Consider the following 14021-nt stretch of genomic DNA (forward strand, 5'->3'; position numbering starts at 1 on the left):
ATCGATGCCCATGGACACCCCGCTCCTCACCCCTCGTCCCGTGCCTTCGGTGCAGGCCATGAAGACCGCCTGTTCGAGCTGCAACCTGCGCGAGCTGTGCCTGCCCGTCGCCCTCCAGGACAACGAGCTGGAACGGCTCGACTCGCTGGTGGACCAGCGGCTGGCCGTGCCGCGTGGCGAGACGCTCTATCGCGCCCGCGACCCCTTCCGCTCGCTCTATGCGGTGCGCTCCGGTTTCTTCAAGACCCTGGTGACGACGGCCGACGGCCGCGAGCAGGTCACCGGCTTCCTGATGGCCGGCGAGCTGCTCGGCTTCGATGGCATCGGCACCGATCGCTACAGCTGCGACACGGTGGCGCTCGAGGATTCGCAGGTCTGCGTCATCCCCTTCGAGCAACTGGAGGCGCTGTCACGCGATTTCCTGCCACTGCAGCGCCAGTTCCACCGCATCATGAGCCGCGAGATCGTGCGCGACCACGGACTGATCCTGCTGCTGGGCAGCATGCGCGCCGAGGAGCGGCTGGCCGCTTTCCTCCTCAACCTGACGCAGCGGCTCGCCTCGCGCGGCTTCTCCTCGACCGAGCTGGTGCTGCGCATGACGCGCGAGGAGATCGGCAGCTATCTCGGGCTCAAGCTGGAGACGGTCAGCCGCGCCTTCTCGAAGCTGCAGGACCAGGGATTGCTGGCGGTACGGCACCGGCAGGTGCGCGTGGTCGATCCGGCGGGACTGCGGCGGCTGGTCGACACGCTCTGCTGACGCGCGCGCCCGCACCGGCCGGGTCGCCGGTGGACGGGCGATGCGTTTCCACCATTCGCTGATCTGCGTCAACGTCGCCATGGGCGACTGCGCCTACGCTGCAGGCCTCCTTCACAGCCCGCTGCCTTTCCCATGCTCCGTCCGACGGTCGATGACCTCCCGCCACCCCAGCCCCAGGCCCTGCCGACCGACGCCACACTGCCGCATCGCAAGATCCTGCGCGAATGGCTGCGGCCGTTCGCGCGGCGCAGCACCCCGCGCGCCCTGTGGCTGCTGGGCCTGGACCTGCTGCTGGAGGCGGCGCTCGTCGCGGGCGCGGCGCTGTTCGATTCCCTGGTGCTCCAGACGGCATGCGGCATCCTCGCGGGCCTGGTCATCGGGCGCCTGTTCATCATCGGACACGACGCCTGCCACCAGAGCCTGACACCCCGGCGATCGCTCAACCGCTGGCTCGGGCGCATCGCCTTCCTGCCCTCGCTGACCCCGTACAGCCTCTGGGACATGGGGCACAACGTGGTCCACCACGGCTTCACCAATCTGAAGGGCGTCGATTTCGTCTGGGCGCCGCTGACGCGCGCCGAATATCAGGCCCTCGGTCCCGGCCGGCGCTGGCTGCAACGCCTCTATCGCAGCGGCTGGGCGCCGGGGCTCTACTACCTGCTGGAGATCTGGTGGCACCGGATGATGGCGCGCGACCGGACGGCCCAGACCGAGCGCCCCGTGTATGCGCGCGACTGCCGGCTGGTGACGACCTTCGCGCTGCTCTGGCTGGCGGGCGTCGTCGGCGCCGCCGTCGCGACGGGGCGGGCGCCCGGACACGCCGCCTTCACGGTGTTCGCCGCCTTCGTGCTGCCCCTGCTGGTGTGGTTCACGATGATCGGCTTCGTGGTCTACGTGCATCACACGCATCCGCGCATCTCGTGGCACGACGACCGCGCGGCCTGGCAGCGTGCCCAGCCCTTCGTCTCGACCACGGTGCACCTGGTGTTCCCCTGGCGGATCGGCGCCCTGGTGCACCACATCATGGAGCACACGGCGCACCACGTGGACATGAGCATCCCGCTCTATCGCCTGCGGGCGGCGCAGGCCCGGATGGAGGAACTGCTGCCCGGGCGCATCGTGATCCAGCACTTCTCCTGGCGCTGGTATTTCGCGACGGCGCGGACCTGCAAGCTCTACGACTTCGAGCGCGCCGCATGGACCGACTTCCACCACCGCCCGACCGCGACGCCCCCGCGCCACGCGGGCAGCGCCTGACCGCGATCCCGCGAACGCGCCGGCTCAGGCCGCCGCCGCGACCGGCGGCGCGCGCTCCATCTCGCCTCTGAGCAGCTCGACCATCCGCTCGGCCGCCGGCGACAGGCCGCGATGGCGCGGGCTGACCAGCCCGATCGGCCGCCGCAGCACCGGCGCGCGCAGCTTGCGCCAGACCACGCCGGGGCGGTGCGCCACCTGCGCCGCGAGTTCGGGCAGTGCGCTGACGCCGAGTCCGGCCGCCACCATGGCGGCGATGGTCGCCAGATGCTCGACCTCGTAGCGGGGCGCGAAGCGCAGCTTGTGCGTGAGCAGCGCCTCGTCGGCGTACTGGCGCACGCTGGTGCCCGATGGCATGGAGATGTGCGGCAATGCCGCGATGTCGGCCCAGGCCAGCGCCGTCCGGCCCCGCGCCAGGGCGTGGTCGGCGCCCAGCAGCAGCACGAAGGCATCGCCCGACAGCGGCAGGTAGTCGAGATCGGCATGCGCCGGGTTGGCCGCCGTCAGGGCGAAGTCGACGCGGCCCGCCCGCACCATCTCGAAGGCGGCGGCGGACAGGCTGTCGACCAGCTCGAGCTGCACGCCCGGATGGTCGAGCGCGAAGCTCGCGAAGGCGCGCGGCACCACCGTTGCCGCCAGCGACGGCAACGCGGCCAGCGCCACGCGACCGGTCTGCAGCTCGGTCACGGCGCGCACGCGGCGCACCGCCTCGTCCATCTGGTGGCGCACGAAGCGCGCCTGCTCGGCGAACACCTGGCCGGCGGCGGTGAGCTGGACCGCCCGCGTCGTGCGGTCGAACAGGCGCGTCGCGAGCATCGCCTCCAGGCGCGCCACCGTGCCCGAGACCGCCGACTGCGACAGATGCATCCGCAGCGCCGCGCGCCGGAAGCTCAGGGTCTCGACCAGCGTCAGGAAGACATCGAGTTCCTGCGCGCTCCAATTGATCTTCATGGGTGATCAGTCTATTCAAAAAATCGTCTGGACCTTGCAATCGCGCCTGCCTAGACTGCGCGGCAAACGCACACCAACGAACCGGAGACACAGACCATGAACCCTTCCGTGCAGGCGCGCGGCGCGCGCACCGTCGTCGTCGGCGGCGGCACCATGGGCGCCGACGTCGCCATCGTGCTGGCTCGTGGCGGCGCCCGGGTGACGGTGGTCGAACCCGATCACCACCAGCGCGGCCGGCTGCTGCCGCATGCGAGCACCGAACTGGCCACCGCCGGCCTCGCCGGCCGTGCCGAGCGCATCGACTGCGTGACGCGGCTGGAGGAGGTCGACTGGTCGGGGGTCGCGCTGGTGGTCGAGTGCATCACCGAGCAGCTGGCTCCCAAGCAGGCCCTGTTCGCGCGGCTGGTCGACCTGGCGCCGGCGGACGCGGTGCTGGCCAGCAACAGCTCCAGCTTCCCGATCAGCGCCATCGGCATCGGCCTGGCATCGCCCGGTCGCATGCTGGGCCTGCACTTCTTCATGCCGGCCCACCTGGTGCCCCTGGTGGAGGTGGTGTGCGGCCCGCACAGCGATCCGGACCGCGCGGCCTGGCTGTCGGACTTCATGCGCCGCTGCGGCAGCGTGCCGGTGCTGGTCCGCAAGGACAAGCCGGGCTTCCTGGCCAACCGGCTGCAGCATGCCCTCTCGCGCGAGGCCTTCGCGCTGATCGACGAGGGCGTGGCCTCGCCGGAGGACGTGGATGCCGCCGTGCGCTTCGGCTTCGGCTTCCGCTTCCTGGCCGCCGGCCCGGTGCTGCAGCGCGACCACGCCGGCATCGAGGTCCACTGCGCCGCCGCGGCCACCATGTATCCGACCCTGTCCAACACGCCGGAGCCGGCGCTGGCCCTGCGCGAGCGCGTCGCGCGCGGCGACCTCGGCATGAAGACCGGTCGCGGCTTCTTCGACTGGCCGGAGGACCGGCGCCGCGCCGAACGCATCCGCTACGACACCTTGTTGCGCCAGGGCCTGGCGCTGCTCGCCGCCGAACTGCCCCCGGTCGAGCGCGACGACCCCTCCGCCCCCTCCGCTTCCTCCCTCCCCGATCCACGACCATGACCACCCTCCGGCCGGCGCTCGACGACGCCCTGATCCTCACCGTCGCGCCCAATGGCGCCTACAAGCAGCCCGCCGATCATCCGGCCGTGCCGATCACCGCCGAGGCGCTGGCGGACACCGCCAAGTCCTGCCTGGACGCCGGCGCCGCCATGCTCCACATGCACATCCGCGAGCCCGGCGGGCGCCACAGCCTGGATGCCGAGGGCTACCGGCGGGCGCTCGATGTCGTGCGCCGGGCCGTGGGCGACGAGATGGTGCTGCAGGTCACCAGCGAGGCGGCCGGCCGCTACCAGGCGCCCGAGCAGATCGCGATGGTGCGCGCGCTCCGGCCCGAGGCCGTCTCGATCGGCCTGCGCGAGATCGACAAGCCCGCCATCGGCGAGGCCGGCCTGCGCGAGTTCTTCGGCTGGCTGGCGCGCGAGCGCGTGATGACCCAGGTCATCCTCTACGACGTCGCCGACGTGCGCCGCTGGCAGGCGCTGCGCGCCTCGGAGGTGATCCCCGAGGCGCCGTGGTTCCTGCTGTTCGTGCTGGGCCGCTACACCGCCGGACAGACTTCCGACCCGCGCGACCTGCTGCCCTTCCTGGCCGTCCACGACGACGCCCAGCCCTGGGCCGTGTGCGCCTTCGGCGCGACCGAGAACGCCTGCATCACGGCGGCGGCGGCGCTCGGCGGCCATGCCCGCGTGGGCTTCGAGAACAACCTGCTGCAGAAGGACGGCAGCGTCGCGCCCGACAACCGGGCGCTGGTGCGGCAGGCGGCCGATGCCGCCGCCGCGCTCGGACGTCCGCTGGCCACGGCCCACCAGATCCGCAGCCGCTTCGACGGCCGCTGAGACACGGCCATCCGACGGCCTCCCGGACCATTCGCCACCCGCCACCCACCGGAGACAAGACCATGAGAAGAAGACAACTCCATCGCTGGCTCGCCGCCGGCACCGTGCCGCTCGCCCTGTGGGCCACGACCGGCCCGGTGTTCGCGCAGGCCGCCGCCTATCCCTCGAAGACCATCCGCTTCGTCGTGCCGTATCCGCCCGGCGGTCCGACCGACCTGATGGCGCGCATGCTGGCGCCGGAGCTGCAGAAGCAGCTCGGCGTGTCGGTCATCATCGACAACAAGGGCGGCGCCGGCGGCAACCTGGGCAGCGCCGAGATGGCGCGCCAGGCGCCGGCCGACGGCCACACGCTGCTGCTGGCCGCCAGCGGCCCGATGGCGGTGAATCCGTCGCTCTACCGGAGCATGCCCTTCGATCCGGCCCGCGACCTGACGCCGGTGGTGCAGCTGTCGGCCTTCCCACTGGTGCTCGAGGTCCATCCGTCGCTCAGCGTCGCATCGGTCAAGGACTTCCTGGCCCTGGCCCGGGCCGGCAAGACCGTGCTGAGCTATGCCTCGGCCGGCAACGGCACGCCGCAGCACCTGGCGGGCGAGCTCTTCAACACCATGGCGCGCACGCAGATCAAGCACATCCCGTATCGCGGCGCCGGCCCGGCGCTCAACGATCTGCTGGGTGGCCAGGTCAACGTGATGTTCGACATCCTCGGCAGCTCGCTGCCCTACCTGCAGAGCAACAAGCTGGTGCCGCTGGCCGTGACGTCGCCGCAACGCAGTCCCGCCCTGCCCCAGGTGCCCACGATGGCGGAGGCCGGCGTCAATGGCTACGAGATCACCGCCTGGCACGGTATCGCCGTGCGCGCCGGCACGCCGGCGCCGGTGGTCGAGCGGCTCAACGCGAGCATCAATGCGATCTTCCGCAACCCGGAGTTCCAGAAGCGCTGGGAAGCCATCGGCACGCCGGTGGTGGCGGGCACGGCCGCCAGCTTCGGCGAGCTGATCCGGCGCGATGCCGAGCGCCTGGGCAAGCTGGTCAAGGACGCGGGCGTGACGGTCGATTGAGGAAGAAGGCATTGGCGCTGTTACATCTGGCAGCACATTTCCCTGCATCCATCGGGCGGATGGCTCCGTAGAGACACCACGCACCGCCCGATGTCGGGTGGGCGATGGTGGAGCGAGACGGAGACCCGGACGGGTGCCCGGCTCGCTTCGAGTTCGACGAGATCGTCAATGTTCGCGCCAGCCGCGACACTCATGGAGCCTCCGATGTCTACCGAATCCAAGCTGATCGATGTTCTGCAAACCCGGGCCAAGAAGCTCGAGGACCGGCGCCAGTTCTTCCGCAAGACCAGTGCCGTCGGCGCCGGCGTGGTGGGCGGCATGATCCTGTCGGCCTGCGGAGGCGGCGGCGACGACGCCATCGCCCAGCCCACCACCGGCCCGACCGACGTGGAGATCCTGAACTTCGCGCTCAACCTCGAATACCTCGAGTCCCAGTTCTACCAGTACGCCGTCTTCGGTACCGGCCTGCCGGCGAACCTGCTCACCGGCACCGGCGCGCAGGGCAACGTGATCGGCGGCCGCGCCGTCGCCTTCCGCGACCCGGTGGTGGCGCAATACGCCAAGGAGATCGCCCAGGACGAGATCGCGCACGTCGCCTTCCTGCGCGCCGCCCTCGGCAGCGCGGCCGTGGCCCAGCCGCAGATCGACATCGGCGGCACCGATCCGAATGGCGCCTTCTCGGTGGCGGCACGCGCGGCCGGCCTGGTCGGCCCCGGCGTGGCCTTCGACCCCTATGCCAGCGACGAGAACTTCCTGCTCGGCGCCTTCGTGTTCGAGGACGTGGGCGTGACCGCCTACAAGGGCGCCGCTCCGCTGATCACCAACAAGACCTACCTCGAGGCCGCCGCCGGCATCCTGGCGGCCGAGGCCTATCACGCCGGTCTGGTGCGCACGGTGCTGTACTCGAAGGGCCTGTCGACCCCCGCGCTGCGCACCTCGGCCGATGCGATCTCCAATGCCCGCGACACCCTCGACGGCAGCACCGATGTCGACCAGGGCATCACCGGCACCGATGGCGCATCGAACATCGTGCCGCTGGACAAGGATGGCATCGCCTACAGCCGCACGCCGGGTGACGTGCTGAACATCGTCTACCTCAATGCCGGCGGTGTCTCGCGCGGTGGCTTCTTCCCCACCGGCCTGAATGGCTCGCTGGTGATGAGCAGCGCCTTCGCCTGAGTCGCCTGGGTCGCCTGGGTCGCCTGGGTGGAGCGCACGACCGGCGGCGTCGGGAGGATCCCGGCCACGGCCATCCTCCCGGCGACCGCCGCCCGCGCACGACCCGCACGGGATGGCGCGGCAGGGCTGGGCAGGCAGGATTTCACGAATCGGCGAGCTGCGTGTCCATGGCAACGCTTACTTCGAAAAGTAAACAAATAGTTCCTATATCTGCATGAGCGGTACGGGCAGGATGCATTGCCGGATGGACCCGTCCCGGGGCCATCGCATCATTCCCTCAGAGAGATTCGACATGCCTTCCCTGGAACAGCAGGTGTGCGGTTTCGGCGGCTGCCACCACCCCGGTCATCCCGCTGTCATCGCCGTGCTCATCATGACCAAATACCCCAGCCTGGCCGCCGCGCGGCAGCCGGAGGACGGCCTCGGCTGCCCGATCGTGCTGGCCGATGGCGACATCCCCGGCGCCGTCGAGCAGGTCAGCGTGGCACTGGACATCCTGGCCGGGTTGCGACGCGATGGTCCCGAAGCCGCCTTCGAGCGCGCCACGCTCCAGTGGTCGCGAAGGACCGCGCGGCACTTCCGGGACCGGCACCTGCCGGGACAGCGGCAGGCCGAGAACTTCAGGCACCGATTCCTCGAACTGGCAGCCGGCTGGCCGGCCTGAGCATCGTCGCCAGGCGCCAGGCGCCAGGCGCCTGCCGCCTCGTGCGGCCGGCCATGGCTGGTCACGTGACGTGCGTCATCCCAGCTTCACGGGCTGCCCGGTCGCGGCCGAGCGATAGATCGCCTCCATGATGACGTGATCGCGCACGCCCTCCTCGCCCGGGGTGCGGGGCGCCTGGCCGCTGCGCAGGCACTGCGCGAAGTGGTCGATCTCGGCGGTGAACTGGTTCTTGCGCGGCAGGACGACCTCGTTGTTCGCCTTGTGATCGCCCTGGCGCTGGCCGATGATCAGGCGCTGGCCCTGGTAGTCGTAGGCATTGGGCATCTCCAGGGTGGCCGTCTCCATCTGCAGGCGCTGCCACTTGTCCTCGCGCGCGCCATAGCTGGACATGCATTGCGCCACCAGGCCCGACGGGAATCGCAGCATGAAATTCACCGTCTCCTCGACATCGGCGTAGCGCGGGTCGCCGGGCGGGCTGTAGACATGCGCGAACACCTCGATCGGCTCCTGGCCCGTCACGAAGCGCGCCGTGTTCAGGCAGTAGAGACCGATGTCGGGCAACGCCCCGCCGCCGGCCTGGGCCCGCTTGTGGCGCCACTGCCGCGTGGCGTCGGCCGCCACCGTCTGGACATTGCCGGCGGTGAAACCGACGATGCGTCCGAAGGTGCCGTCCTTCACGAACTGGCGCACCCGCAGGTGATGCGGCTGGTACTGGATGCGATAGGCCACCATCAGGCGGACACCGGCCTTGGCGCAGGCCGCGACCATGGCACGCGCATCGGCGGCGCTGGTGGCCAATGGCTTCTCGCACAACACGTGCTTGCCAGCCGCCGCCGCGCGCTCCACGTATTCACGATGCATGGCGTTGGGCAGCACGACATACACCGCCTGGACCTGTGAGTTGTCGCGCAGCTTGTCGAAGTCGGCATAGCTGTAGCAGGACTCGGGCGCGATGCCGTACTGACGCGCCACCGTCGCCATCTTCTCCGGCGAACCGGAGACCAGGGCCGTCACCCGGGCCTGGCCACTCTCGGCGAATGCCGGCAGCAACTCCTCCAGCGACAACCGGCCGAGGCCGACGATCGCGAAGCCGATGCGTTGCGAAGGAGGCAGCGGTGCCGGCGGCGGCGCGCCCGGGCTGTCGGCCTCGCCGCGCCATGGCGGGAAGACGACCTTGCCGTCCTGGACGCCACCGGTATCGACCGGCGTCGGCCCCGGCAGGCCCTGCGCCGCCGCGGCGCCGGCCGAGAGCACCAAACCGGTGGTGGTGGAGGCGCCCAGCTTGAGCATGGCGCGCCGGTGGAGAGCGGGTCGGAGGGACGGGGACATGGATCGATGGGTCGGATCGAGGAACGGCCGCGTCCGCCAGGGACGGCGCGGAGAGACGGGGACGGCTGGCGGCCCGGGTTCAGCCCTTGGGCGAATTGACCGGCGTGTGATCGTCCTGCCCACGCGGCTGCGTGTTGGGATCGGTGCTCAGGTCCTCGTGCAGCTCGAATGCCGCGGAGTCGTCCTTCTTGGTGGATTCCACCGTGGCGCGCTTGTCGCTCATGCGTTCCTTGGGTGCCGGGCCGCCCACCTCGCCACCCGCCGCGGTGCGCTCGGTGCTGAGTTTCTCGCCGGCGCCGATGTTGTCGGTGCCGCCGCTGGTGGTCGGGCGGGTGCCTTCGCTGCTGGTCGTCATTGATTGGGTATTGCTCATGTCGATCACCTGGGCCGTGGGGCCGTGCTGTGAAAACGTTCACGCTACGGTGCCCGGGGTCGGATGGCGTGTAGGAAGTCGGGCCGAGACGGCCGCGTCGATCGTCCCATGCCGGCGCGGCGGGACACCGGCGGGCCGGCCCGGTGTCAGGGCGTCCGCAACAGCGCGGCGCGGCGCTTGGAGACCAGCGCGCGCAACAGGCGGCGGGCCGCCGGCTCGTAGGTCCGCGCCAGGACGAGGGCCAGTGCCAGCACCAGGGCGAGATACGCCACGATCCAGACGCCGGGACCGACCCCGACATCGAAGCCCAGCCAGCGCGCGACGAACAGGAACCCGTAGAGCACGCCGAAGTGCATCGTGTAGACCGGGAACGAGACTTCACCGAGGACACGCGCCAGGCCCTGGAAGGATCGCGGTGGCGAGAACGTCAGGGCCAGGTACATGACGAGGGGAAAGCACATGAAGATCGCCAGCAGGTCGTGGACGGCGCGCCAACGGTCCGGGACATCGACCACGAACGAGGCGGCGAGTGCCACGACCGCCAGCATGGCCAGCGCCGACACGCGCGTGGCGCGCGGCGCGATCGATCGCGCCAGCACCATGCCCATGACGAAACCGAAGCAGCCGCGCAGCGCGCCCATGGGGATGTCCCGCCACTCCGAGCCACCACCGCTGGAGCCCTTGGTCACGATCATCGTGCCCAGCATGAGCGCCAGCACGCCCGCGCAGATCCGCAGCGAGCGCAACGACATCCTGACCAGGACCTGCGCCCACACCACGTTGACCAGCAGCTCCAGCAGCAGCGACCAGGTCACGACATTGAGCGGCGTGAGCTCATGGGTCAGGGGCGAGGGCAGCAGCAGGCCGTTGAAGGAGGCGCTGATCAGCAGGTCCTGCCACCGCATCGCGCCGGGATGCTCGATCGAGATCTGCATGGCCTTGCGCCCGAAACCGATCACCAGTGCCAGGATGTAGAGCGGATAGAACCGGATGACGCGCTCGATCATGAAATCGAGCGGCGTCATGCCGCGCTCCAGCTTGCCCTGGTAGGCGCGCGTGATCACCACGCCGCTCAGCAGGAAGAAGAAATCGACGGCCAGGTAGCCATGGGCGGCGAAGGTCCCGGCGAAGCCGAGATGGTAGAGGACCACCGCGAGGGAGGCCGTGCCCCGCATCGCGTCCAGTGTCGGCAGCCGGGACGATGGTTGAGCGCGCATGTGCAGTTCCATTCGGGGTGGTGATGCCGGATGTGCCAGTCCCTTCAACGGTGGAACGGGTCGACGGGCGAGGTCGCCGCGATGCCTCGACTCGGTGGATGGAAGCCATGGCCCGCCTGGATGGAGCGATCGCCGACCCAGGGACCACCGTCAGAATTCGAGTGGATCCCGCGCGGTGATCACAACTAAATTATTAAGTTGATCCATATGCCGCATGGCTCGGAAGCGTCTCAAAAGGATCGCTTTCGAACACCCGCGCGAGGCATGAAGCGCGTGGTGCGACTGCCATCGCCTGGAACCGAGGGCGTGCCGGGGAAGGCCGTCGAACCAGTGGCTGCGACTGGATGCGGATGGCGGCCGCGGCTGGCGAGGAAGGAGACGGGAGGCCGGCGCGGTGGCGGTGGCGCTGACGCCACCACGCGGGCGATGCGCGCGGTCCGGTATGCGATGTCCCGGACCGGCGCGGATCGATCAGCTCGGCGTGTTCTGCTTGATGGCCTCGGCGCGCTTGTAGTTCGACAGCGGTGCCGGATCGTCCTCGGCTTCGGCGAGTTGCCGGTTGGCATCGGCGCGATCCTCGGCCTTGTCCTGCTGGTCCAGCGCGGCGATGGCGCGATCGAGCTCGCCTTCGAGCGCGTGCATCGAGGACTCGTAGTCCGGACTGGCGGGATCGGGCAGCGCGAAGCGCTTCTGCGACGACGCGTCGCCCTGCGCCGCGAACGCGGCCCGATGGCGTTCGCGCTCGGCGGACAGCATGCGTGCGGTGCGGGTGGAAGTGGGGGTGGAGGATGGGGTCATGGAAGGAGCTCCTGGGTCTGGATGAATGGGTGGGTCGAAGGCGGCACGATCCGCGCCGCCGGTGGGGCCCGTTGCACTTCTTCCTGGAGTTCTTCTGCGTGCAGTCCGGCTGACCGCCAAGCCGGCGCGTCGCGCGCGCCGACCTGAAGGTTGTGTCAATTTGCCATAGATATGGCCGCGATCCGGGCCGCGAGGCGAAGACGCGGTCATGTCCTGCATCGTCCGCATATCCCGTCCGTCCCGGTCTGTTCCAGGACAAGCAGGCCTTGAGTTGCGCTTTTCGGACCAGTCGCTGAAGGACTCCGTCACGTTTCACCTTAGAGTTTTCCAGCTGAGTACCAAAGCGTGAAATGCTGCCTTGGTCGCGCAGGACACCCCAAAGAAAATTTTGCTTTTCCCAGTGGAACGTCATGATCCTTTCAACTTCTCCGGTGGCGTGGTGCCTCGCGTCGCGTCACGGATGCCACGCCATCGCCATCGCAGCGGCGCATGCCGCCCACGGGAGCTGATCATGGCGCCCTCCCTCCAATTCAATGCCAGCTGGCTGCACCAGGAGAGCGATGGCATCGCCCGCCAGGCCGGGTCGGCGGGCATCGCGACAGCCCCCACCTCCGCCGCTCCCCCACGCTCCATGACCATCGATGCCACCCCCCGGGCAGCCACCGCGCGCACCGATGCCACCGGCGCCCGACAGGCCGAGCACGCCGTGGTGAGCGAACTGCTGCAGATCGCCCGCACCGTCCTGACGCTGGAGATCACCTTCGAGGCCGATCCCACGCGCCCGTCCGGTGCCTCGGTGCCGGCCGGCACCGCGCGCCTGGACACCCCGATCGTGCTGCGCGACGGCCAGGTCTACGGCCGGCTGTGCTGCGTGAGCGACGACCGCCGCACGCCCGTGGGCAGCCGGCCGGCCGACGCCCTGCGCTGCGTGGCGGTGCTGGTCGGCAAGGAACTCGATCGCCACCGGCGGCGCGTGGCATCGGCGTTGGCATCGGCATCGGCGACGCAAGCCGCCGGCGCGTCGCCGGTCGCGGCGCCGGTCGGCGACGCCTAGGGTCGTCCCCGCCGTCAGGCGAGCGTATACGCAGTCTTCACGGTCGTGAAGAACTCCTGCGCATAGCGGCCCTGCTCGCGCGGGCCATAGCTCGAGCCCTTGCGCCCGCCGAAGGGCACGTGGTAGTCGACCCCGGCCGTGGGCAGGTTGACCATCACCATGCCCGCCTGGCTGTGGCGCTTGAAGTGCGTCGCGTGCTTCAGGCTGGTGGTGGCGATGCCCGCGGACAGGCCGAACTCCGTGTCGTTGGCCGTCGCCAGCGCCTCCTCGTAGTCCTTGACCCGGATCACGCTGGCCACCGGGCCGAAGATCTCCTCCCGGTTGATGCGCATGTCCCTGGCGCTCTCGCTGAACAGCGCCGGGGCCATGTAGAAGCCCTCGGTCGCGAGCTTCAGGCGCTCGCCACCGGCCGCCAGCGTGGCGCCCTCGCCCTTGCCGATGGCCACGTACGCCAGGTCCTGCTCGAGCTGGCCCTGGCTGGAGACCGGGCCGACATCGGTGCCCGCGGCCAATGCGTCGCCGACCTTGATCTTCGCCATGCGCTCGGTCATCGCCGCGATGAACCTCGGGTAGATGCCTTCGGTCACGATCAGCCGGCTCGACGCCGTGCAGCGCTGGCCGGTGGCGTAGAAGGCGCTCTGCGCGCTCAGCTCCACCGCCTGGGCCAGATCGGCGTCGTCGAGCACCACCTGCGGGTTCTTGCCGCCCATCTCCAGCTGCACCTTCTTGCCCGAGGTGACGCACTGGATGCCGATCTGACGGCCCACGCCCACCGAGCCGGTGAAGCTGATGGCGTGGATGCCCGGGTGCTCGACCAGTGCGTTGCCGATGACGCTGCCGCGACCCATCACCAGGTTGAAGACGCCCGCGGGGATGCCCGAGCGGCTGATGATCTCGGCCAGCGCCCAGGCGCTGCCGGGCACCAGATCGGCGGGCTTGAGCACCACGCAGTTGCCGAATGCCAATGCCGGGGCGATCTTCCAGGCCGGAATGGCGATGGGGAAGTTCCACGGCGTGATCAGCCCGACGACGCCCACGGGCTCGCGCGTGATCTCCACGCCGATGTTCGGGCGCACCGAGGGCAGCAGCTCGCCCGACAGGCGCAGGCACTCGCCGGCGAAGAACTTGAAGATCTGGCCGGCGCGCATCGCCTCGCCGATGCCCTCGGGGCGGGTCTTGCCCTCCTCCCGCGCGAGCAACGCGCCCAGCTCGTCCTTGCGCGCCAGGATCTCGGTGCCGATCCTGTCGAGCGCGTCGGAGCGCGCCTGGATGCCGCCGGTGGCCCAGGCCGGGAACGCGGCGGTGGCGGCGGCCACGGCGGCCTCCACGTGCGTGGCGTCGCCCTGGGTGTACTCGGCGATGGTGTCGGCGAGGTTCGAGGGGTTGAGGTTCGGGCTGTAGATCGCGCCCGCGGTCCACTCGCCGCCGATGAGGTTGTCGTGTCTTTGCATGGTGT

The 14021-nt window shown here is 70.0% G+C and carries 14 protein-coding genes; 8 read left to right on the plus strand and 6 right to left on the minus strand.

What is annotated here, in order from left to right; all coding sequences use genetic code 11:
• Nucleotides 1-10: 10 nt before the first annotated feature.
• Both fnr and AC1MLT_RS18910 read left to right on the plus strand, forming a co-directional pair.
• A complete protein-coding gene (gene fnr, locus AC1MLT_RS18905; protein ID WP_481035682.1) occupies nt 11-757 on the plus strand; it encodes a fumarate/nitrate reduction transcriptional regulator Fnr in 747 nt (248 codons plus the stop codon).
• Nucleotides 758-889: 132 nt separating this feature from the next.
• A complete protein-coding gene (locus AC1MLT_RS18910) occupies nt 890-2014 on the plus strand; it encodes a fatty acid desaturase (protein WP_481035683.1) in 1125 nt (374 codons plus the stop codon).
• A 24-nt stretch (nt 2015-2038) separates the two neighbouring features.
• Here the strand turns inward: AC1MLT_RS18910 and AC1MLT_RS18915 are convergent, their stop codons facing one another.
• Nucleotides 2039-2962: a LysR family transcriptional regulator gene (locus tag AC1MLT_RS18915; protein ID WP_481035685.1), complete on the minus strand. Its 924-nt coding sequence runs from the start codon at nt 2960-2962 to the stop codon at nt 2039-2041.
• 96 nt (nt 2963-3058) lie between these two features.
• On the opposite strand from AC1MLT_RS18915, the gene AC1MLT_RS18920 reads away from it, so the two are divergent.
• The 5 genes from AC1MLT_RS18920 (at nt 3059) to AC1MLT_RS18940 (ending at nt 7794) form a co-directional block, all read left to right on the plus strand.
• Complete coding sequence (locus AC1MLT_RS18920) at nt 3059-4057, plus strand: 3-hydroxyacyl-CoA dehydrogenase family protein (protein ID WP_481035687.1); 999 nt, start codon at nt 3059-3061, stop codon at nt 4055-4057.
• Complete coding sequence (locus tag AC1MLT_RS18925; RefSeq protein WP_481035688.1) at nt 4054-4893, plus strand: beta-keto acid cleavage family enzyme; 840 nt, start codon at nt 4054-4056, stop codon at nt 4891-4893. Before AC1MLT_RS18920 ends, AC1MLT_RS18925 begins: the two co-directional genes overlap by 4 nt.
• Nucleotides 4894-4955: 62 nt before the next feature.
• The gene (locus tag AC1MLT_RS18930; RefSeq protein ID WP_481035689.1) at nt 4956-5951 is read left to right on the plus strand and encodes a Bug family tripartite tricarboxylate transporter substrate binding protein; all 996 of its coding nucleotides are present in this window, start codon (nt 4956-4958) and stop codon (nt 5949-5951) included.
• Between the two features lie 204 nt (nt 5952-6155).
• The gene (locus AC1MLT_RS18935) at nt 6156-7130 is read left to right on the plus strand and encodes a ferritin-like domain-containing protein (protein WP_481035690.1); all 975 of its coding nucleotides are present in this window, start codon (nt 6156-6158) and stop codon (nt 7128-7130) included.
• 292 nt (nt 7131-7422) lie between these two features.
• A complete protein-coding gene (locus AC1MLT_RS18940; RefSeq protein WP_481035691.1) occupies nt 7423-7794 on the plus strand; it encodes a hypothetical protein in 372 nt (123 codons plus the stop codon).
• Nucleotides 7795-7869: 75 nt separating this feature from the next.
• Here AC1MLT_RS18940 and AC1MLT_RS18945 read toward each other — a convergent pair whose 3' ends face one another.
• From AC1MLT_RS18945 to AC1MLT_RS18960, 4 genes are all read right to left on the minus strand, one after another.
• Entirely contained in the window at nt 7870-9123 is a 1254-nt protein-coding gene (locus tag AC1MLT_RS18945; RefSeq protein ID WP_481035692.1) for a Gfo/Idh/MocA family protein, read from the minus strand.
• Between the two features lie 79 nt (nt 9124-9202).
• On the minus strand, nt 9203-9478 hold the full coding sequence (locus AC1MLT_RS18950) for a hypothetical protein (protein WP_481035693.1): 276 nt from the start codon (nt 9476-9478) through the stop codon (nt 9203-9205).
• 164 nt (nt 9479-9642) lie between these two features.
• Nucleotides 9643-10713, minus strand: coding sequence for an acyltransferase family protein (locus AC1MLT_RS18955; RefSeq protein WP_481035694.1), 1071 nt, complete (start codon nt 10711-10713; stop codon nt 9643-9645).
• Between the two features lie 471 nt (nt 10714-11184).
• A complete protein-coding gene (locus AC1MLT_RS18960; protein WP_481035696.1) occupies nt 11185-11511 on the minus strand; it encodes a hypothetical protein in 327 nt (108 codons plus the stop codon).
• Between the two features lie 511 nt (nt 11512-12022).
• Here AC1MLT_RS18960 and AC1MLT_RS18965 point away from each other — a divergent pair.
• Nucleotides 12023-12565, plus strand: a complete 543-nt coding sequence (locus AC1MLT_RS18965) for a hypothetical protein (RefSeq protein ID WP_481035697.1) — start codon at nt 12023-12025, stop codon at nt 12563-12565.
• 14 nt (nt 12566-12579) lie between these two features.
• On the opposite strand, the gene AC1MLT_RS18970 is transcribed toward AC1MLT_RS18965, so the two are convergent.
• Nucleotides 12580-14016: an aldehyde dehydrogenase family protein gene (locus tag AC1MLT_RS18970; protein ID WP_481035698.1), complete on the minus strand. Its 1437-nt coding sequence runs from the start codon at nt 14014-14016 to the stop codon at nt 12580-12582.
• Nucleotides 14017-14021 lie beyond the last annotated feature (5 nt).

It is taken from the genome of Variovorax sp. PEI5, from assembly GCF_056679935.1.